Origin of the sequence: Streptomyces sp. SirexAA-E (assembly GCF_000177195.2) — a bacterium.
Taxonomy (GTDB): Bacteria; Actinomycetota; Actinomycetes; order Streptomycetales; family Streptomycetaceae; genus Streptomyces; species Streptomyces flavovirens.
Map to the genome: position 1 here is coordinate 7332876 of NC_015953.1, position 20327 is coordinate 7353202.

General features: G+C 72.3%; 20 protein-coding genes. 14 read left to right on the forward strand and 6 right to left on the reverse strand.

Annotated elements, in window-relative coordinates; translation table 11 throughout:
* Positions 1-481: 481 nt before the first annotated feature.
* A complete protein-coding gene (locus SACTE_RS32115; RefSeq protein ID WP_014050196.1) occupies positions 482-1249 on the reverse strand; it encodes an SDR family NAD(P)-dependent oxidoreductase in 768 nt (255 codons plus the stop codon).
* A 98-nt stretch (positions 1250-1347) separates the two neighbouring features.
* Here SACTE_RS32115 and SACTE_RS32120 point away from each other — a divergent pair, with 98 nt between their 5' ends.
* From SACTE_RS32120 to SACTE_RS32140, 4 genes are all read left to right on the forward strand, one after another.
* On the forward strand, positions 1348-2052 hold the full coding sequence (locus SACTE_RS32120) for a TetR/AcrR family transcriptional regulator (protein ID WP_014050197.1): 705 nt from the start codon (positions 1348-1350) through the stop codon (positions 2050-2052).
* 82 nt (positions 2053-2134) lie between these two features.
* Positions 2135-2590, forward strand: a complete 456-nt coding sequence (locus tag SACTE_RS32125) for a hypothetical protein (RefSeq protein WP_019993714.1) — start codon at positions 2135-2137, stop codon at positions 2588-2590.
* A 965-nt stretch (positions 2591-3555) separates the two neighbouring features.
* Complete coding sequence (locus SACTE_RS32130) at positions 3556-3783, forward strand: DUF5133 domain-containing protein (protein WP_014050199.1); 228 nt, start codon at positions 3556-3558, stop codon at positions 3781-3783.
* Positions 3784-4316: 533 nt separating this feature from the next.
* Positions 4317-5090, forward strand: a complete 774-nt coding sequence (locus tag SACTE_RS32140; protein ID WP_014050201.1) for a DUF4097 family beta strand repeat-containing protein — start codon at positions 4317-4319, stop codon at positions 5088-5090.
* Positions 5091-5102: 12 nt separating this feature from the next.
* Here SACTE_RS32140 and SACTE_RS32145 read toward each other — a convergent pair whose 3' ends face one another.
* Together SACTE_RS32145 and SACTE_RS32150 are read right to left on the reverse strand one after the other, a co-directional pair.
* Entirely contained in the window at positions 5103-5321 is a 219-nt protein-coding gene (locus tag SACTE_RS32145; protein ID WP_014050202.1) for a hypothetical protein, read from the reverse strand.
* Between the two features lie 186 nt (positions 5322-5507).
* Positions 5508-6326 carry a hypothetical protein gene (locus SACTE_RS32150; protein WP_014050203.1) on the reverse strand — a complete coding sequence of 273 codons (819 nt, stop codon included), beginning with the start codon at positions 6324-6326 and terminating at the stop codon, positions 5508-5510.
* A 324-nt stretch (positions 6327-6650) separates the two neighbouring features.
* Here SACTE_RS32150 and SACTE_RS32155 point away from each other — a divergent pair, with 324 nt between their 5' ends.
* The 3 genes from SACTE_RS32155 to SACTE_RS32165 all read left to right on the forward strand — a co-directional run bounded on the left by SACTE_RS32155 (position 6651) and on the right by SACTE_RS32165 (position 10284).
* The gene (locus tag SACTE_RS32155) at positions 6651-7361 is read left to right on the forward strand and encodes a dienelactone hydrolase family protein (RefSeq protein ID WP_014050204.1); all 711 of its coding nucleotides are present in this window, start codon (positions 6651-6653) and stop codon (positions 7359-7361) included.
* A 102-nt stretch (positions 7362-7463) separates the two neighbouring features.
* Positions 7464-8582, forward strand: a complete 1119-nt coding sequence (locus SACTE_RS32160; RefSeq protein WP_014050205.1) for an AI-2E family transporter — start codon at positions 7464-7466, stop codon at positions 8580-8582.
* Between the two features lie 271 nt (positions 8583-8853).
* Positions 8854-10284 carry a PLP-dependent aminotransferase family protein gene (locus SACTE_RS32165; protein ID WP_014050206.1) on the forward strand — a complete coding sequence of 477 codons (1431 nt, stop codon included), beginning with the start codon at positions 8854-8856 and terminating at the stop codon, positions 10282-10284.
* Positions 10285-10318: 34 nt separating this feature from the next.
* Here the strand turns inward: SACTE_RS32165 and SACTE_RS32170 are convergent, their stop codons facing one another.
* Together SACTE_RS32170 and SACTE_RS32175 are read right to left on the reverse strand one after the other, a co-directional pair.
* Positions 10319-11296 carry an aldo/keto reductase gene (locus tag SACTE_RS32170; protein ID WP_014050207.1) on the reverse strand — a complete coding sequence of 326 codons (978 nt, stop codon included), beginning with the start codon at positions 11294-11296 and terminating at the stop codon, positions 10319-10321.
* 269 nt (positions 11297-11565) lie between these two features.
* A complete protein-coding gene (locus tag SACTE_RS32175; protein ID WP_014050208.1) occupies positions 11566-12141 on the reverse strand; it encodes a hypothetical protein in 576 nt (191 codons plus the stop codon).
* 245 nt (positions 12142-12386) lie between these two features.
* On the opposite strand from SACTE_RS32175, the gene SACTE_RS32180 reads away from it, so the two are divergent.
* From SACTE_RS32180 to SACTE_RS32195, 4 genes are all read left to right on the forward strand, one after another.
* Positions 12387-12833 (forward strand): hypothetical protein, encoded by a 447-nt coding sequence (locus SACTE_RS32180; RefSeq protein WP_014050209.1) that lies wholly within the window; start codon positions 12387-12389, stop codon positions 12831-12833.
* A gap of 233 nt (positions 12834-13066) precedes the next feature.
* A complete protein-coding gene (locus tag SACTE_RS32185) occupies positions 13067-13657 on the forward strand; it encodes a lytic polysaccharide monooxygenase auxiliary activity family 9 protein (protein WP_014050210.1) in 591 nt (196 codons plus the stop codon).
* 210 nt (positions 13658-13867) lie between these two features.
* The gene (locus tag SACTE_RS32190; protein ID WP_019993710.1) at positions 13868-14956 is read left to right on the forward strand and encodes a chitinase; all 1089 of its coding nucleotides are present in this window, start codon (positions 13868-13870) and stop codon (positions 14954-14956) included.
* A 107-nt stretch (positions 14957-15063) separates the two neighbouring features.
* Positions 15064-15591: a hypothetical protein gene (locus SACTE_RS32195; RefSeq protein WP_014050212.1), complete on the forward strand. Its 528-nt coding sequence runs from the start codon at positions 15064-15066 to the stop codon at positions 15589-15591.
* Positions 15592-15640: 49 nt separating this feature from the next.
* Here SACTE_RS32195 and SACTE_RS32200 read toward each other — a convergent pair whose 3' ends face one another.
* Positions 15641-16438, reverse strand: coding sequence for a sulfite exporter TauE/SafE family protein (locus SACTE_RS32200; RefSeq protein WP_019993709.1), 798 nt, complete (start codon positions 16436-16438; stop codon positions 15641-15643).
* 86 nt (positions 16439-16524) lie between these two features.
* Between SACTE_RS32200 and SACTE_RS32205 the strand changes: the two genes are divergently transcribed.
* From SACTE_RS32205 to SACTE_RS32215, 3 genes are read left to right on the forward strand one after another with little or no spacing between them, the layout of a single operon-like run.
* Positions 16525-17343, forward strand: a complete 819-nt coding sequence (locus SACTE_RS32205) for a helix-turn-helix transcriptional regulator (protein WP_014050214.1) — start codon at positions 16525-16527, stop codon at positions 17341-17343.
* Positions 17344-17391: 48 nt separating this feature from the next.
* Positions 17392-19557, forward strand: coding sequence for a helix-turn-helix transcriptional regulator (locus tag SACTE_RS32210; protein WP_014050215.1), 2166 nt, complete (start codon positions 17392-17394; stop codon positions 19555-19557).
* Between the two features lie 12 nt (positions 19558-19569).
* Positions 19570-20118, forward strand: a complete 549-nt coding sequence (locus SACTE_RS32215; protein ID WP_014050216.1) for a hypothetical protein — start codon at positions 19570-19572, stop codon at positions 20116-20118.
* Positions 20119-20327: the final 209 nt, after the last annotated feature.

Here is a 20327-nt window from a genome sequence, read left to right on the forward strand (position 1 = left end):
TCGTTCCTCTCGGGAGTGGGGTGGGGTGGGCGGTTGTCCGGCCGGATGCCGGTTCCTGCCGGTGGGACGGGCGGTCGCCGGGAGGGCGGCCGCGTCGCACGGAACCGGTACGGGCGCGCCGGGTCGTTGCCCCGCTGTCGGTGACGGGGTGCTGGACGGCGCGAGGGGGGACGGACAACTCCCCTCGCGTCTGCGGCTTTCGCGGTGTCCCTGGGCGCGCTTTCGTGCAGGCTACACATCATGTGGTGCATGCATATTGTGGCGGAGGGGGAGATATGGAGGAGGTGTCGTGAAACGACCGGCGTGCGGATCGGGGTAAGGGTGCGGCCGGGGGGTGCGGGCCTAGGGGTCGCGCGGCTCCCGCGCTCGTACCTCTGCCGGTGCGCGGGAGTTCCGGCGGAGGCGCGGGGCCGGAAGGTTGGCTGGAAGTGGCGCCCAGGGGATTCGGCGGGTGGGGTGGATCAATCTGCGAGCCGGGGTCTCAGACCGCCGACCAGCCGTTGTCCACGGGGAGGATCACGCCGTTGATGTTGCTGGCCGCGTCGGACGCCAGGAAGACGATGGCCGCCGCCTGCTCGTCCGCCTGGGCCGGGGTGCCGACGTTCCCCATGTAGGCGGCGAGGGTGGTGGGTCCGTGCGCGCCCCGCTCCGCCTCGACCTGGATGTTGGTGACGGTGCCGCCGGGCGCGATGGCGTTGGTGCGTATCCCCTTGTCCCGGTACATGACGGCCAAGGACTTGGTCAGCCCGGCGACGCCGTGCTTGGACGCCGTGTACGCGGCGCCCGCGGCGCTGCCCCGCAGGGACGCCTCCGAGGCGGTGAACACCACCGCGCCCTTCCCGGCGGCGAGCATGTGCGGCAGCGCGGCGCGGGTCAGCCGGAACGGGGCCGTGAGATTGATACCGATGACGCGCTCCCACTCGTCGTCTTCGGTATCGGCCGCCGCCGACATCCTGTCCATGATCCCGGCGTTGTTGACCAGGACGTCTATCCCGCCGAACTCTCCCACGGCCGTCGCCACGACCCGGTCGACCACGGTCTGCTCCCGCAGGTCCCCGGCCACGGCCACCGCGGCGCCACCGGCCTGCGCCACCTCCTCGGCGACGGCCTGTGCCGCCTCGCCGTCGATGTCCGCGATCACGATGCGCGCGCCCTCCTTCGCGAACCGCAGGGCGGTCGCCCGGCCGATCCCCGACCCGGCCCCGGTGACGACGACGCTGCGGCCGAGGCCGCGGGTGGCGTTGCTCATGAAGTGCTCCTAGCTGTCGGTGGTACGGCGGCCACGCTACTCTTTTGTGGCGGGCACTGCCAAGATGGCTTTTCCGGCCATAAAAAGAGGTCGATACCATGGGCGCAGCCGGACGGAAGGTGGCCAGGACCGTGGAGACCACGCGCACGAGCGAGGGCGAGGGCGCCGCCCCCGCAGCCGCCGCCCCCGCCGACCGGCCCCGCCTCGGCCGCCCTCCGCTGACCGAGCGCCGCAAGGCCGCCACCCGGCTGGAAATCGCCCGCGAGGCGGTGCGCCTCTTCGCCGACCAGGGCGTCACCGGGACGACGGCCGACGACATCGCCGCCGCCGTGGGCATCTCGCAGCGCACCCTGTGGCGCTACACCCCGTCGAAGGAGCTGTGCGTCCGTCCGCTTCTGACCTACGCCCTCGACGCGGCCACCGAGCTGATGCGGTCGTGGCCCCGTGACCGTCCACTGGCGGAGGCCGTCGCCTCAACCCGCTCCCCGGCGAACGAGGAGCCGGCCGCCACCGATACGGACGCGCTGCGCGACCTGGTCCGGCTCACCCGGACCGAGCCCGGACTGCGCACGGTCTGGCTCCAGGTCCACCACGACGCCGAGCCGGTCTTCGCCGCGGTCATCGCCGAGCGCACCGGCCACCACCCCGACGATTTGGAACCGCGGGTCCAGGCGACCGTGCTCAACGGTGCGCTGCGCGTCGCCGTCGAGGAGTGGGCGTGGAGCGCGCACACCGCGGAGGCGACCCCGGCCCGTGCCATCGCCCGTGCCCTGGGCGTCGCCCAGGGCGGCCTGCCCGGCTGAGCGACGGCCACCACCCGCCTGCGCGAACGGGACGTGTCCGGCTGAGCCGACCGTCGTTGACCAGGGCATGAACCTGCGGTCGATGTCCCTCGCACTCGTCGCCCTGCTGAGCACGGCGGGCTGCGTGTCCGTGCCGGCCGGCCCGGACGGACCGGCCCCGGGCCCCTCCGGGCACTCCCGCAACATGCCCGCCGCACAGGCGTCCACAGCCACCGCGCCCCCGCCCGTGCACGACGCCCTGGGGAAGGCCGAGGGGGAGCCGGAAGAGAGGAGCGGGAAGAGGCGTAAGCAGAATCGCGCGCCGGACCGGCAGGCCGCCCCCGTCGCCCCGGCCCGCCCCGAGGCCCCCGGCCGACCGCGCCACCCCGTCACGGTGCGCCCGGACGCGCGTCGCACGGGCACGCCGCCTCGCACGGGCCCCGCCTCGCGTACGGCCGCTCCGCAGCGGACCTACGACATGCGCACCGTCTGTGCGGCGGGCCGCGGAGTGGCCTCCACCGACATCCTCGACCTGTGCCGCAGTACGTACGGCCGCTGACGAGGTGTCACCGAACCCGGTCGGCTGTCGAGAACGGCCGGCCGGGGTCCTCACGTGCCGGTGCGTCGGTAGGGCCCGTCGACGATCAGCCCTTGCGCACCGCTCCCAGCCGCACCGACTGCCCGCTCGGCGCGGTGGCTGACCGTCGAGCCCTTCACCGGCTGCACGAAGGCCCGGCGGTCCGACCGGCCCGCCCCGGCACGTCGTCGCCTCGGGCGACGTGGACCACTCGGCGTCCGTCCTGCCAGAAGCCGGGACCGACGGCGCGCGTGGCGGGATCGACCGCTTCGGGGTCGCCGCTTCGGGGCGGTGGGGGAGCCCGCCGTGTTCGGACAGGGGCCGATCGGGGCGTCCCTGGGCGGACGTTCTCCTGCCCCGCTCCCTCGGAGACGAGGTACTCACCGGGCGCCGGCCGCCGACCGAGGCCGGCCCTGTGCGCCCCTCGCGTCCTCCCACGAGCACCGTCGTACCCCGGTGGACGAGCGCGGAATGCGGTTCGCCGGGCTGACGTGAAGTCAGGTCGAACTCCGCCGGGGGTTCCGCGCGCCACCCGGGCCGGTCCCCGTCGCGCAGTCGCGCGACATGGCGGCCTTCGCCGAAGAGCCCGGCGCCGGGCGCGCCGAGCGTCCAGGTGCCGTCCGGTCCCGGACATACGGACAGGGGGCCTCGGGACACCTCGGGCGGCACCGCGTCACCGTCGCCGACCGTGGATGGCTGCGGTGCGAAACACCCTGCCGTCATCAGTGCGACCAGCGCGGTGAACAGCACTCGGCGCAGGGCGCCCCTCATGCGCGTACCTCCCCTTGTCCGGGATCACGTCGGAGCGCGGAGCGCCACCGGACGTCCGTTCCGGGTCTTGGTGACGTTCCTGTCGCACCCCGGCCTCCGGGGAACGTATGGCGTCGGGGACCCGGGGTAGTGGGGCGGAGACACGATCTTGTGAGTCCCGTGGAAGGAGACCCCCGATGCTGATGGCACACCCCGCGATCCTCCGGAACCTGGTCCAGGAGTACGACACGCTCCGGATCCTGGACGCCGGTAACAGCGACGGGGAGGTCCGGCAGCGCATGGACGACATCTCCTACACGCTGTGCGTGGCCACCGGCACCCGGGACATCGACGCCGCCCTGATCGCGGCCCGCCACCAGCTCCCCGGGGCCCGCCCCGAGGACGACTCCCTCCTGACCGCGTGAGACCTCCCCGCTGATCGTGTGACGCGCTGACAGGCCCCGGGTTCGCCCGGGGCCTGTCAGCGGTCCGGGGAGTCCTGGGCCACTGCGGCCCCGGGCACACAGCCCCCGGCCGCAGAGCCTGGGGCAAGGCCCCGGGGGAACGGTCGGTGATCGACGGACGGTCACACGATCCTCACGTAACGGGGCACTGGAGACGCGCAGGCGGGCAACGCGAACAAGGAACCCATACATCCCGGGGAGCCTGCTGTGATCGTTGTCGTCTTTCTCCTTCCGCCTTTCCTGCTGGTCTCCGTCGTCCTTCTCGGGCGCTACGAGGACCGCATGCTCACCGCGGCCGAGAAACCACGCCACGCTCGCGGCCGCCGGCACCTCACACTCGTCTCGTCGAGGAGCGCCGTGGAGCCGGCCCGGCCGGCGAAGAGCGCGGTGTCGCGGGCCGTGAGCCGGAACCCGGATCGCCGGGACGCGGCGTGATCCGGCCCGCACCGCCCCGAGGTGTCATGAACCGGTCGCTTGTGGGCAGCTGAGCGAACATGAACTCCGCCTCCCGTGTCCCCGTACGGCGGCTGGCCGTCCTGCTGGCCGTCGCTCCCCTCGTCGCGGCGTGCGGCTCCGCCCGCGGCGGGGAGTCCGCCGGGGGCCCGGCCACCCCGCCTGCCCTGTCCGGCCGGTCCCACCTGGTGATCACCACGGACAACGGGGTCCGCCTGAGGCCGGCGGACTCGGACCGGGTCGGTGTCGACCGTCTCGTCACCGGTGGCTGGTCCCGCGACGGCGACGGCTGGACTCTGGACCTGTCCTGCCCGGAACACCCCGACCACGACCGGGAGTGCCCCCGCATGCCGGTGGTCCACGTCCCGGCCCACCTCTCCGTCACCGTCCAGGCGAGGAACGCGGGCATCGACGCGGCAGGGGTCGCCGGGGCGATGGACCTGGCCACGGTCAACGGCGATGTGACGGTCGTAGGCTCCGGACTGCGGGACGCCGACGTACGGCTCACCACCCGCAACGGCTCCGTGCGCGCCGACGCCGTGGACTCGGCGAACCTGCACGCCGAGACGGTCAACGGAGACGTGACGCTCACTGCCGACACCTCGCCGATACGTCTCGTCGCCGCCACGACCAACGGCTCGGTCCGGGTGACGCTTCCCGACGACGCACCCCTCTACCGGACCGAGGCCACCACCCGCAACGGCCGGACCTCGGTCACGGTCCCCGGGCCCGGTGCCGGGGAACAGCCCCGGCACAGCATGACCCTGACCACCGTCAACGGAGACGTCGACGCGGTCCGCGACCGGCCCCGCTGATCGTGCGGTGCACTACTGCCGGTGGTGGCTGTCACCCATGGTGGGCGTGGAGTTGTGCGCCACCCGGGAGTTGAAGGAGACGCGCGAGTGGTGCGCCCGAAGCCGGGCCTCCTGCTCGATCAGCAGGCCCTCCGCCGTCTCGGTAGGAGCGTGCTTCCGTCGTAGGAGCACGACGACGAGCGAGACGGCCACCGCGACCAACACCCCGAACAACACCAGCAGCGCGATCATGGGCCCCCCTGGGCAGACACTCGGCACGGATACCGAACTACCGTTCCTGCCAAGAGATTAGCCGTACGGTGGGCGAAGTGTGCGGGGAAGGACCGGCTACGTCGGCCCCGCGCTCCGCGGAGACCCTGTCCGGGCGTGACGCGCCGACTCGGGCCCCCGGGTGCGCTTTTCCCCGCCGCCGACGGGTCAGGGGGCGCCCAGCAGCCCGCCCAGCAGTCCGCCCACCAGGTTTCCGAGCGGCCCGCCGGAGGGAGCCGCCTCTTCGGTCTGCGGTTCGTCCACGGATCCGCTCCCGCTCCCCGGGGGCGCGGTCGTCGGCTGTGCTATGCCTCCGGTCTCCTGCGTGGGCGCGGATGTGGTGGTGGGGGCCGGTGCGGGTGCTTCGCCGCTCCCGCCGCCCGGTGGTGTGTCCGCAGTTCCGTCGGCGGCCTGTCCGCCCGGCAGGGACCTCGTGGGTGTCACCTCGTCGCGGGCGTCGTCCGTGGTCCGGGGCGAGGCTCCGGGCGCGTCGGGCACACCGCTCCAGGACGCCACCGACGGCCGGTCGGCCCCGGGTACCCCGGAGGCGGACGCGGCCCCGGACGCCGAGGGCGGTACCTCCCGGCTTCCCCCCGACGTCGGGGACGGCCGTGCCTCCGTCGGACGGTCGGCGCCCATGGCACGCGGGAGTTGGAGGAAGGGCGCGCCGGAATCCCCGCCGACCAGGGCGGCGGCCACCGCGGCGGCGTAGCAGGCACACGCGAGTCCCGCGACGAAGCCGGCCCGCCGCCAGGTGCGGCCGCGCCTGCCGGTGACGTCAACGAACACCGGGCCGGCCGGCCGGGTACGGCCCTTCCGGGACGGCACGAGGACATGCGGCGTGGACGCCATCGTGCCGACGGCCTCGCCCCCGGCCTCCACGACGTGACGGGGTGCCGCGTCGCCGGCTCTCCCGGCCCGCGCCTCGTCGGCGCCTGCGTCCTGGTCCTTCCGCGCGCCGTCCCGGCCCGCTGTCACGCCGCGCATATCCGTTCGTTCCTCCGCTGGTATCGGCCCGTGAGGCCGGCGTCCCGTCAGGTGGTGATCCCTGCGACTCCCGACAGGGATTCGGCGGCCAGAGACGTATGGATTGGTCTGATCGACTGTCGATCCGAACAACTTCCGGCGTGGCCCGGGGTAACGGTGTGCACCGCGCACGGTTCCGGACCGTCGCGAGGACGCGGCGGACGACACCCGGGGACCACGTCTCGCGGGGTCCGACGGAGATGGCAGGGTTGGGGGAGGGGGAAGCAGGGTGCCGGACCCGTCCGGCACCGTTCAGGCCCGCGCACAGCCCAGGAAGGAACCGTCTTGTCCGAGTCACCTCGGTCCACCGGCAACCCGGTCCACCAGAACGTCACGTTTCCCAGCTCGGCGGCCACCGCCCACGGATACCTCGCGCTCCCGCCTGCGGGCCGGGGGCCCGGGGTCATCGTCATCCAGGAGTGGTGGGGCCTGACCGACCACATCGCCGATGTCACCAGGCGCCTGGCCGAAGAGGGTTTCGTCGCCCTGGCCCCGGACCTCTACGGCGGAAACGTCGCACACGACTCGCAGGAGTCCCTCCGCCTGATGCGGGATCTGCCGGTCCGGCGAGGCGTGGAACTGCTTTCCGGAGCGGTCGACTACCTCCTGGACCGCCCCGAGGTCACCTCCGACTCCGTCGGCGCCGTCGGCTTCTGCATGGGGGGTGGCTTCGTGCTGTACCTGGCAGCGGCCGAACCCAGGGTCGGCGCCGCGGTGCCCTTCTACGGGGTCATCCAGGGGGACCTGCCCGACTTCTCCGGCCTCCGCGCGGAGATCCTCGGCCACTACGGGGAACGGGACGAGTCGATCCCCCTGGAGTCGCTCGGTGAACTCCGCCAGAAGATCAAGGAGCAGTCCGGCATCGACGCCGACCTGCGCACCTATCCGGCCGGGCACGCGTTCTTCAACGACGGCCGGCCGGAGGCCCACGACCCGCACGCCTCCGAGGAGGCGTGGAGCAGCACCGTGGAATTCCTCCACCGCCGGCTGACCTGAGTCGGCACGCCCGTCCCGCGTGCCGCCCGTGCGGCGCGTCCCCGGCCCGGGCGCCGGGGACGCGCCGTCGTAGCGCACCGGGGGAGCCAATAAGGTGACTCCATGTCTGCCAGGTTGAACGCCACGAAAACCCGCACAACGCTTCGCACATCGGCGCGCCTCTCCGCCGAACTGCTGCTGGTTCTTGTGATGGCCGGGGTGACGCTGTGGATCCTGGGCCGGATGTGGCCGGTCGTCTGGCCGCTCGTGGTCGGCCTGTTCCTCACCACGCTGACCTGGCCCCTGGCCCGGTTCCTCCGTAAGCGTGGCTGGCCTCCGGCCCTCGCCGCCTCGGTCGTGACCGTGCTGTTCCTCCTGGTGGTCGGGGGGATCGTGGCGCTGATCGCCGTGCCGGTGGCGTCCCAGTCCGGCCAGCTGACCGACGGGGTGATCGCAGGCATCCAGAAACTCCGGGAATGGGCCGCAGGACCTCCTCTGAACATCGACGACGCCCAGATCTCTCACGCTCTCGACGCCGGGATCGACCGCATCCAGAACAGTCTGGGAAGCACGGTCACCACCGTCGTCACGGGGCTGAGCACCGTGGTCAACGGAGTCGTCACCGCCGTCCTGTCCGTCTTCCTGATGTTCTTCTTCCTCAAGGACGGGCCGCGGTTCCTGCCGTGGCTCACCCGTCAGCTGCCCGGCAGGCTCGCCACCGACATCCCCACCGTGGCGGAGCGCGGCTGGGACACCCTCGGTTCGTTCGTACGCTCCCAGGCGTTCGTCGGCATGCTCGACGCGGTCTTCATCGGTCTCGGCCTGTGGATCCTGGGAGTGCCCCTCGTGCTCCCGCTGGCCGTCCTGACCTTCGTGTCGGCGTTCGTGCCGATCATCGGTGCCCTGTTCGCAGGCTTCGTCGCGGTCCTGATCGCGTTGGTGTCCAACGGCCTGACCGACGCGATCATCGTGCTCGTGATCATCATCGTGGTGCAGCAGCTGGAGGGCAACGTGTTCCAGCCCATGATCCAGAGCCGAGGGCTCGGACTCCACGCCGCCGTGGTCCTGCTCGCCGTGACGCTGGGCGGCAGCCTCGCCGGCATCGTGGGCAGCCTGCTCGCGGTACCGGCCGCCGGACTGATCGCGGTGGTGTGGAGCTACGTACGTGAGCAGCTGAGCGACCAGCCGCAGGAGCCGGAGACCGACGACGGTCCGCCCGGTGACGCGGTCGTTCAGTCCTAGGGCTTGTTTCGAAAGTCCCGCCTGTCCGGCGACGCCTGGCACGCACGCTCGCTGCGTTGTCGGTATCGCCCCGATACATCCAGTATCGGGGCGACCCTCCGCCTTGCGATCGCACGCACCAGACGCCGCCGGACCCGCCCTCCGGGCGGACGGCGCTACTTTCGCAACAAGCCCTAGCACCTGTGTCTGACCCCGGCCCCTGACGGACCACTGCGGCTGCCGCCCCAGAGCGAGTTGGGCCGGGCGGCGGCCCCGGCTAGCATTCGGCGCTGTGGTGGATCACGGGAGCCTCGCCTGGGCGACGTCGCTGGACCTCGACAGGGAGCCCGGCGGGCCCCTGCACACCGTGCTGCGGCGCGCGCTGCGCTCGGCGGTGGTGAGCGGCCGGCTGGCGGCGGGAAGCGTGCTGCCGCCCAGCAGAACCCTCGCGGCGGATCTCGGGTGTTCCCGATGGGTCGTCACCGAGGCCTACGCACAGCTGATCGCCGAGGGCTATCTCGAGGCACGGAGCGGCTCGGGCACCAGGGTCCGGGCCGGCGCCGTCCCGCCCCCCGGTGCCGGGCCCGCGCGGCCGAAGGAGCCCAGGCCGGCGGAGTTCGACATGATGCCCGGCGTGCCCGACCTGAGAGCCTTCCCCCGGAAGCGATGGGCCGACGCCGTACGTGACGCCGTCGCGGCCATGGGAACGGCCGATCTGGGCTACCCGGACGCGTCCGGCCACGCGCTCCTTCGCCGGGAACTGGCCGCCTATCTCGTCCGCGGCAGGGCCGCGTCCGCCACACCGGAGAGCGTGGTCGTGTGCGGCGGCACCCAGGACGCCGTGGTGCGGCTGTGCACGGCGCTGCGCCACGAAGGACACACACGGGTGGCGGTCGAGGACCCCGGGTGGACACGGCTGCGGTCGGCGATCGAGACGGTCGGGCTGGAGGCCGTGCCCGTTCCGGTCGACGACGGAGGGCTCCAGGTCGACCGGCTGGCCGCACTGGCGGGCGTACGGGCGGTCGTGGTGGCACCGGCCCATCAGTTCCCGACCGGATCCGTGCTCTCCCCGCCCAGGCGGGCCGAACTGGTCGACTGGGCGCGCCGGGTGGACGGACTGGTCGTCGAGGACGACTACGACGCGGAGTTCCGCCACGGCCGCCGGCCCGTGGGCGTGGTGCAGGGGATGGACCACGACCGGGTCGCGCTGCTGGGATCGGTGAGCAAGACACTCGCGCCGGCCCTGCGCCTCGGCTGGATGTGTGCGCCGCGCCGGTGGGCCGACGCGATCGCCGGGGCCGTGCCCGGCTTCCCGCCTCCCGTCGTCGAGCAGTTGGCGTACGCCTCGTTCCTCCGGTCCGGTGCGTACGACCGCCACATACGGGCGTCCCGCCTGCGGTACCGCCGCAGGCGGGATCTCCTGGTCGAGGAGCTGGGCAAGAGCCTGCCCGGATGCCGGATCTCCGGGGAGGCGGCCGGTTTCCATCTCCTCTTGCACCTGCCGGACGACGACGAGGCCGGGACCGTGCGTCGGGCGGAGGCCCGGGGTGTACGGCTGGCCGGGCTCGGCGAATACCGCGTGACGGACGGTCACACGGGCGGTGCCCTCGTCCTGGGGTACGGCAACCTCGCCGACGCCGCGGTCCCGGGGGCCGTCCGCGCACTGGCGGAAGCCGTCGGGGCCCCGGAGCGCGGGCGGGCTCCCCGGCGCCCTCCGGCATGAGGCCGGTCTCTCCGGACCCTTCGCCCCGCCGTCCTCAGATGCTGCCCGCCCGGTCCAGCCGCGCCCGCTGCGGGGAGGAGAGCCGCACGTCCAGCGCGGCGAGCGCTTCGTCGAGCTGGGTGACCGAGCTGACGCCGACGATGGGTAGCACACCGGGGTCCGCGCCCAGCAGCCAGCACAGGACGACCTGGTTGGGCGTGGCGCCGAGCTCGTCCGCCACCTCCGCCAGTGCCTTCAGCCGCGCCTGCGTGCCGGGGTGGTCGTAGGGGGCCGAGAGCGGCTTGCCCGGGCGGGCGTAGGCGCCCGACAGAAGCGTCGAGTACGCCATGAGGGTCAGGTCGCCCTCCGCGCGCACGTAGTCGAGCAGTTCCGGCGAGACGTGCGTGTGCCCGGACTCCGGGAAGGGGACGTCGGTGCGCGGCTGGAGGTAGGAGTAGCGCAGCTGGACACAGCTGTAGCCGGTCCAGTTGTTCGCGCGTGAGACGGCGCGGGCCCGTTCGGTGCGCCAGGTGGTGTGGTTGGAGCAGCCGAGCGCCCGGACGTCTCCGCCCGTCACGAGGTCGTCGAGCGCCCCGAGGGTTTCTTCCAGAGGTATCGACCTGTCCTCGATGTGGGTCCAGTACACGTCGATGCGGTCGGTGCCCAGGCGGCGGAGGCTCTCCGCCGAGGCCTTCCGCACGACCGGGGCGGAGAGCCCCTCGGCCGACTCCAGCCCCGCGCCCGCGACCGACGGCCGGGCCCCGAACTTGGTGGAGAGGATGACCTCGTCCCGTACGCCGGGGCGGGCGGCCAGCCACCGTCCGACGGTGGTCTCGCTCTCGTCGCCGGTCCCGCCCGGGGCCCAGAAGGCGTAGTTGTTCGCGGTGTCGATCACGGTGCCCCCCGCCTCGACGAAGCGGTCGAGGATCGCGAACGAGGTCCGTTCGTCCACCGTGCTGCCGAACGGGAGCGCTCCCAGTGCCAGGACGCTTGCTTCCGGGCCGTCCGGTCCTGCGATTCGGCGGTGCAGCATGGCACGTTCCTTTCCCACGGGTGAATCCTGACGTCCGGTCCGCGGCAGGTGGTCCGCGGCCCGGAACCGCAACCTACGTACGGAACGGGCCGGTCTACCGGTCCGATGAGGAGCGGATTTCCCGGACCGATGTGGCCCGTCGTCGCACCCGTGGGTGGTGGAGCGGCGGCTTTCGGGCCCGTCGGCGCCCTGCCGGACGGGAGGCGCCGGTGACCGCGGCGGGGAAGCCGGGTGCGGGTACCGGCCGAGCGCCGGCTTCCCCGCCGTGGTCAGGCGCGGTGGATCTTCCAGTCGGCGACGTCCGCGGCCCGGTTGTAGTAGACGTTGGTGCACACCTTGTACTGCCCGGCGACGTGCCCGTTGCCGTTGGTCTCCAGGAACCCGCCGTTGCCGGCGTAGGTGTTCCACAGGTGCACGACGTCACCGATGCGGACACTCCGGTCGGAGGGGGCGGAGGCGCGGGCGAAGATGTGCCAGTTCCCGGTGCCGGAACCGGCGGCGCGCTCCCTGGCCGTCGAGGTCAGTACGTCGTACTGGGCCCCGGACTGCTTCTGCGCGGCGGCGGCGTGCCCGTTGGTGTCGAGGTAGCCGCCGTCGCCGCCGTAGAGGTTGCGCAGTTGGACGAGGTCACCGCTGATGACCGGGGTGCCGACGGCCTTGCCGCCGGCCGAGAGGATCTCCCACGTTCCCGTGCCCTGGCCCCGGGTGGGTGATTCGGCGGTCGACACCCCGTACTTGGCGCCGGACGCGTCGGCGTGCCCGTTGGTGTCCAGGTAGCCGCCCTTGTAGTCGTTGAAGGCGTTCTGCAGGTAGATCTTGTCGCCGTACTTCAGTTCGTTCGCCATGGGTGCTCCTGGTGGGTTCGGACAGCACGGTGCTGACACGGGGCACAGCCGTGCCGTCCGGCCGTACGGCACGGCTGCCACGGCCAAGATGATGGCGAGAGGGAAGATCAACACGCCCGCGAACCTCTGCCGAGTCACCCGGACCGGTAAGGAGAGGCGGGGCGTTGACGCAGATCGCGGCCGTCCTCCCGGTGCGCGGCGGTCGGCGGCCCCGCACTGTCGGACCCGGCTGCGAGGATCACCTCATGGTGATCTGTGACTACTTCTCGGCGCCCGACGACGACGCGGCGGTCCGGGTGCTGGACGAGTACGGAGGGCCGGACGCCTCGGCCTTCGACGTGGTTTCCCTGAAGGGGATGGATCCGGTCGTGGCGACGGCTCGACTCGAGACGGTTCTGACCGGCTGCACCTACGAGGAGGCGTCCCGGCGCCCCCGGGCGGGCCGCCTGCTGTCGTCCCCGGACGCGGAGAGCGCTTTTGTCGTGAGTGTGTCCGACACGCTGCGCGAGGCGCTGGCGTCGGCCTCGCCCGAGGACCTCGTCGAAGCGGCGGGCCCGTGGGCCGGGACCGAAGAACTCCGGGCTTCGGGAGTCACGTCGGAGACGGCCGTCGAGGCCCTGGAGCTGCTGTCCGGGGTGGCCGTACGCGCACGGGCGGCCGGTCACCGCCTGTACTGCTGGTGGGCTCTTTGACGCAGACGCGACGGTTTCCGGGCTCGGGGGCAGTGCACTCCCCGTCACGCTTCATTGGTATGGACATGTCCAACTGGTGGGTCTAGCCTCGAACTTGGTCTAGACCGCAGCGGACGCGTTGCCTCCGGTCACCGCTGCCCTGCCGCGCTCGTCCCCGCCGCTCCACCCGGCAGGCGCACCGGAGGCCGCGTGTCCGCCCAGACATCCGGAACCCAGGACCACGGGAGCGCACCATGCGTAGAAAGATCACGTCGTTACTCCTCGGCCTCGGGCTGGTCGGAGGCGCGTTCGTCGCCACCGCCGGCAGTGCCCAGGGTCACGGCTACACCGACTCGCCCGTCAGCCGCCAGCAACTGTGCGGCAACGGCACCGTCCGCAACTGCGGGCAGATCCAGTGGGAGCCGCCGAGCGTGGAAGGCCCCAAGGGGTTCCCCACCCGCGGGCCCGCCGACGGGCAGATCTGCGCGGGCGGCAACGGCCGCTTCTCCGAGCTGGACGACCCGCGCGGAGGGAACTGGCCCGCCACCACGCTCACCGCGGGTCGGAGCCACACCTTCGTCTGGCGTATCAGCGCACGTCACGCCACCACCGACTTCCGCTACTACGTCACGAAGGACGGCTACGACCCCACCAAGCCGTTGACCAGGGCCGACCTGGACCCGCAGCCGTTCCTGACCGTGCCCTTCGGCGGTCGCCTCCCCGGTTCCACGGTCAGCCACGAGGGAGTCCTGCCGCAGAAGACCGGCAAGCACATCATCCTCGGCGTCTGGACCGTGGCCGACACCGGTAACGCCTTCTACGCCTGCTCCGACGTGCGGTTCTGACCCGCTCGACCCGACGCCCTCCCGGTCCGGTGCCGCCCCACGTGTGCCGGGCCGGGAGGGGCCAACGCCGTCCCCGGCCACCGCCGTTCACACGGCAGCCGAGCCGGTTGCCGCGGCAACCACCAGGCGCACCCCCGGTGCGCCCCCTCTTCACCCCCGGGCGCAGCCCGCAGAAGGGATCCCCCCATGCCCCGACCCATGACGAGAAGCATGCGGAAGGCATCGTTCCTGGCCGTCGCGCTGGCGGTCGCCGCGACCGCGACGCAGGCCCTGCTCGGTACGGTGCCGACCGCGTCCGCACGGGCGGACGCCCCGCTCGCCCGCACCACCTCCACGACCGCGGCCGACACCTGCGCCGTGAAGCCCCGGCCGCAGGGCAAGGTGCTCCAGGGGTACTGGGAGAACTGGGACGGAGCCGCCAACGGCGTCCACCCGCCCTTCGGCTGGACCTCGATCGCCGACCCGCTCATTCCCGCCCACGGCTACAACGTCGTCAACGCCGCCTTCCCGGTCATCCGTTCCGACGGAACGGTGCTGTGGGAGGACGGCATGGACGCCACCGTGCGGGTGCCCACGCCGGCCGAGATGTGCCAGGCCAAGGCGTCCGGCCTCACCGTGCTGCTGTCCATCGGCGGCGCGACGGCCGGGATCGACCTCAACTCCACGGCCGTGGCCGACCGGTTCGTGGAGACCGTGGTCCCGATCCTCAAGGCGAACAACTTCGACGGCATCGACATCGACATCGAGACCGGTCTCGCCGGCAGCGGCGACATCGGTCAGCTCTCGCCGTCCCAGTCCAACCTCATCCGGATCATCGACGGCGTGCTCGCCGCCATGCCGCCCGGCTTCGGCCTGACCATGGCCCCCGAGACCGCGTACGTCACCGGCGGCAGCGTCGTCTACGGCTCCATCTGGGGTGCCTACCTGCCGGTCATCAAGAAGTACGCCGACAACGGCCGGCTGTGGTGGCTGAACATGCAGTACTACAACGGCAGCATGTACGGCTGCTCCGGCGACTCGTACGAGGCCGGCACCGTCCAGGGATTCACCGCCCAGACGGACTGCCTGGACAAGGGGCTCGTCGTGCAGGGCACCACAGTCAAGGTCCCCTACGACAAGCAGGTCCCGGGCCTGCCCGCCCAGCCGGGTGCGGGAGGCGGCCACATGTCACCCGCCCAGGTGGCCCAGGCGTGGAACACCTACAGCGGGCTCAAGGGCCTGATGACCTGGTCCATCAACTGGGACGGTTCACGCGACTGGACCTTCGGTGACAACGTCAAGAACCTCCAGGGCCGTTGAGCCGGTGTCCGTCCGCCACTCCTTCTCCCCGCCGCCGGGCCCCACGCCGGCCCCGGCGGCGGGGGCTGCCCACCCGTGTACGGCCGCCGGGGGGTGAGAATCGGTACATGACCAACAGCAGCGACGACGCGGACCGCATCTTCATACGCAGCAAGTGGGGCACCAACCGTTACGTCTACAACCCGCACAACCCTGCCGGTCGCGCCCTCATCGTCGGGTCCCTGCTGTTCGTCGCCGGGGGCATGTACCTGCTGTACCACCCTGATCTCTTCGAAGCCTCCCACGACTGGAACGGAAGCGAACTGCGGGACGCCGTGACGACGGCGACCGTCGAACTGTCGAGGGACGCCCAGTTGGGGCCGGGGAGCGGAGGCGGAATGTACGACGACATCCTGCGGTCCGGTATCGCGGAGGCGGGCCACCGCTCGCCGGACGGGCTGAGCGTCGCGCTCGCCTCCGAGCAGCCCCGGTCCGCCGTCCTCGAGGGCGGCGCGGAACAGGCCAGGTACACCGTCACCGCCGACGGCACGGACACCGCTTTCTGCCTCGACGTCCACGCGCTGAAGCGCGAGCTGGAGATGGGCTACGAATCCGTGAGCTTCTCCGTCGACGAAGGCGTCTGCCCGGACTCCTGACGTCCCGTCGGACTCCTGACGGGCCCCGTCTGTGTCCACCCGGCGTCCGTCAGGCCATCGGCAGCATGGCGACCGTCACCGAGGCGAGCAGCCCGACGTACGACCAGGCGTACACGTGATCGGGGATGCGAGGGGGGCGCCGCCGCAGCACCGCGATCACCGGCAGGGCCCCGAGGAGCAGTGCCGAGGCGGCGCGGAGATCGACAAGACCCGCCAGGTGCGCGTCCGCGGCGGCGGGGATCGCGGTCCCGGCCAGGGCCACGGCGGTGGCCGGGACCGCGATGGCGAGGGTGAGCGGGTTGGCCAGCGCGGCCGCCGTGTGCATCGAGTGCCCGGCCCGCCGCATCGCGGGGACGGTCATGACGCTGCCCCCGACGCCGAGGAAGGCGGCCACCGCACCGACCGGCGCGCCCACCACGGCCGGCAGCGGCCGTGAGGTACCGGGGGCCGTCCCTTCCTGGCTGTGCGGACGCAGGAAGCCGGGCCGCAGGAGTACGTCGGCGATGGTCAGGGCGACGTAGCCGATGAACGCCCAGCGCACCAGGCCGGACGGGGCGAGACGCGTGGCCAGCGCACCGGCCCAGGCGCCGACCGCCAGCAGGATCAGCAGCAGGCCGCTTCCGCGCAGTGCGACGAGTACCCGCCTCGGTGTGACCGCCGTGGCGAACCCCGCGTTGACCACCATCACCAGCGCCGAGGTGGCCGTCGCCACCCTCATCGCGTCCGCGCCGAGCCCGGCGTCCGCCCACACCACCACCGGGACCGCGACGAACCCGCCGCCGAACCCGAACAACACCGTCGTCACTCCGGTGAGGAGCCCGACCCCGATCAACAGCACGACATCCATGCTCCCCACCCCACCAGCCCGCATCGCTGTCCCGCATTCGATGGTCGGCACACTTCCTTCGAGTCTCGGCCCGTAAGGTGGGCATCGTGAAGAACGTCTCGCTGGCCGATGTGGACCATGTCGACCGGGCCGTCCTGCCGATCGGCACCGACTACCCGCCCGGCCATGTGCTGGACTGGCACCGACACCGGCGCGCGCAGTTCCTCTACGGCGCCACCGGCGTCATGGTCGTCGACACCGCCGAGGGGACCTGGACCGTCCCGCCCGAGCGCGCCGTGCTGATTCCGGCGGCCACCCGGCACAGGGTCCGCATGCTGGGGGTGAGCACCAGAAGCCTCTACATCGAGCCGGGCGCCGTTCCCTGGTGGCCCGGCACCTGCACGGTCGTGGAGGTGCCCCCTCTGCTGCGCGAACTGCTGCTGGTCGCCGTGGATCTCCCCCTCGACTACAGCCTGGCGGGGCGGGAGGGAAGCATCGTCGAGCTCCTCCTCCACGAGATCGCGGAGCGCGCACCGCTTCCGTTCCACGTGGCGATCCCCGTCTCCGCCGACCTGGCGGGGCTCTGCCGTGCGTATCTGGCCGCCCCGGACGCAGGCGTCACCAACGCCGCCTGGGCGGCGCGGACGGCCATGAGCGAGCGGGCCTTCACCCGGCGCTTCCGGGCCGAGACCGGTGACAGCCCGGCCGTATGGCGCAGCCGCGCCCGTCTCCTGGCAGCCGTTCCGCTGCTGCGCACCGCGTCCGTCAGCGAGGTCGCCGGCCGTCTCGGCTACGCCTCTCCGGCCGCCTTCACCGCCGCCTTCACGCGCGCCTTCGGCCTGCCGCCCTCGCGCTTCGGCGAGAACCGGCAGGGGCATCGCTCCGACCTCCGCAACGCGGAAGTACGCGAAAAGTGCGCAGGATGATAGGGAAGAAGTCTTTTTCGCGCTACGATCGGGCGTAGGAGGTGCTCCATGTCCGATTTGTTCGAAGCGGTCGACGCCCTGATCGCGTCCGCGTCACCGTTGCCCCCGCCGGCCGAGCGTGAACGGCTGCGCAAGGCCCACGGGCTGACTCAGGAGCAGGTGGCGGCCGCGCTCAAGGTGCGGCGGCCGACCGTCGTCTCCTGGGAGAACGGACGGACGGAGCCGCGACCGCCGCAGCGCGAGGCCTACGCGAGGCTGCTGGAGAAGCTCGCCGAGCTCTACCCCGCCCGAGCGGCCGACGACGCGGAGGACACGCACGAGGCGGAGGCGCCTCAGACGTCCGGTGTCCCCGCCTCGACCACCGCGCCGCACGCCCCGTTCACGCCACCTCCGGCACCGGAAGGCACCGGGGCCCCGACCGTCGAGCACCCACCCCGGCAGGCCGTCGCCGCCCGGCCGTCGACCGGGTCCAGGCCGTCGGCGTCGCGCCGCCCGGCCGCCAGGAAGGCCGCTCCGAAGGACACCCACGACCCGCGCTTCGAGAACGGCCCGCTGGCGGTCGTCGACGTCGAGGACGGACACACCCTGGCCTACTGCGTCGGCGGCCTCGTCCTCGACGTACCCGCCAGGTCCGTCCCGTCCCTCATCGAGTGGGCCTTGGCCGAGGGGAAGCTCGGCGCGCCCCGGCTGAGCGGTCCCGGCAAGGACGCCGACCCGCTGCTCGTGCTCACCGAAGCGGCGTGCGAGCGCTACGGACTGCCGGTCCACCTCAGCCAGGAGGAGCGCCTGTCGGGCCGCCTGCCGGACGGACACAAGGCCGTCGGGCAACTGGCCCGCGCCGACTGGAAGCTGACCAAGCGCGGGCTCGGCCCCTGGGCCCGCGTCTACCGCCCGGCCCAAGGCGGCCGCCGTGCCTGTGTGCAGCTGTGCGTCCCCTCCTGGGGCGCCCTCGACACCCGGCACTGGGGCGACGCCGCGCACCTCCCGGCGGCCGACCTCGCCCGGGTGCTCGGCACGTACGCGACGCGGGTGATGACCCCGCGTGGCTCGACGGCGGTGACGGGCCTGGAGCTGATGACCGCGCTGCACCCGCCGACCCGCGCGTCCGAACCGGACGCCGACGGGAAGCGGCATCGGGAGCACAACCCGGGCTCGCTCGGTGACGAGCCGGTCGACTGCGCCCCGTGCGAGGCCCCCGACGGCCACCCCCTGCTCAAGGACCTGCCCCGGTTCCACCAGCGGACCCCGGCCGAGATGCTGATGGAAGAGGCGTACGACTGGGCCCGCCCGCTCACCGACGACGAGTACACCAAGCGGTACCTGGTGGGCATCGACGTCAACATGGCCTTCGCGGCCGGTGCCAACGGCACCGTCGTCGGGCTCGGGGCACCCACACACGTCCGGCGCCCCGAGTTCGACCCGAAGCTCCCCGGGGCCTGGCTGGTGGACCTCTCCCACATCGAGCTGGACGAGCGGCTCCCCTCCCCGTTCACGCCGAAGGGCGACCGCCCGGCGGGCCCGGCCTGGTACGCGACACCGACCGTGGCCTACGCGGTGGAGCTCGGTCACCCGGTGTCCCCGGTCGAGGCCTACGTGCGCCACGAGAAAGGCCGTTACCTCGACGGCTGGTACAACCGCCTCCGCGACGCCTACGTCGCCACCATGGCCGACCTCGGTGTCACCGGCGACCTGTCACCGGCCGACTTCCTGACGGCGATGGAGGGATACCGGCAGCGCGATCCGCAGATGGCCGTCGTCCTGTCCGCGGTGAAGGCCACCGTCAAGGGCGGCATCGGCAAGCTCCGCGAGCGCCCCCGCGGCGAGGGATGGAAACCGGGCGAGCCGTGGCGCGCCCTGTCCCGCCCCACCTGGCGGCCCGACATCCGCGCCGCGGTCATCGCCAAGACCCGCGTCAACATGCACCGCAAGATGGCCAAGCACGCGGCGTTCACCGGCGCGTACCCGGTCGCGGTCCTCTCCGACTGCGCCGTCTACGCCACCGACGGGCCGTCCCCGCTGGACTTCCTGCCCTACCGTCAGGGCAAGCCGCTGCCGGGAGGGTTCCGCCTCGGTGTGAGCCCGGGAATGGTCAAGCACGAGGGGACGCAGACCGTGCTCTGGGCCGAAGGCGTACGCGAGGAGCACGGCCACGAGCTCAACCTCGCCCGTTACATCAAGGACGGCAACGTCGCCGCACCGGACACGGGGGAGTAGACCGTGAGCAGCATGGTCGGAGAAGGACTCGACAAGGCGGTGCAGCGGGCCTTCACCCGCCCCATCCCGAAGTCGGCCGGCGCGCAGATGCGTTACCTCGTCAAGCAGTACAAGGGCACCCGGGCCGTCGCGCAGATGCTGCGGGTGTCCCAGCGCACCGTCGAACGCTACGTGAAGGACCAGATCAAGAAGCCCCGCAGGGATCTCGCCCTCCGCCTGGAGAACGAGGTCAAGAAGCGGTGGCAGCCCCAGATCCGCGCCAGGGCCAAACAGGCGGCGGCCACCAGCACCGGCATCGTCATCGACACCCGTGCCCGCTTCGGCTACACCGCCGCCCCCGGCACCACCGACGACGCCCGCCTGCGCCACCTCACCGTCGCCCTCCCGCCCGCCTACGCCGCACGTCTCTTCGAAGCCCGCGACCAAGGCGCCGACGACCGGCAGCTCCAGAACATCGCCGCCGAAGGCCTCCAGGAGATCTACTTCAAGGAAGGCGGCCGCCGCGCCGCGGGACTCCTCGTCGAGTACACAGACCTGGAACACATCGAATTCGACCTGTAGGCGCGCAGGCGCACGTCAGCGGCAAGTCCTCCGTGGCGGCCGGTCATGTTCCCGCAGTGCTCATCGGCAGTATCGACACCCCGGAGGACCGGAACGTGTTGGGATGCGCCGGCCCGAGGCCCGCGGGAAAACGAGTTCCGCCGTCCGATCGGCACGGCCTAGGCTGCCAGGACCGGTGGTACCGCATATCCGACGAATCGGGGGGCCTT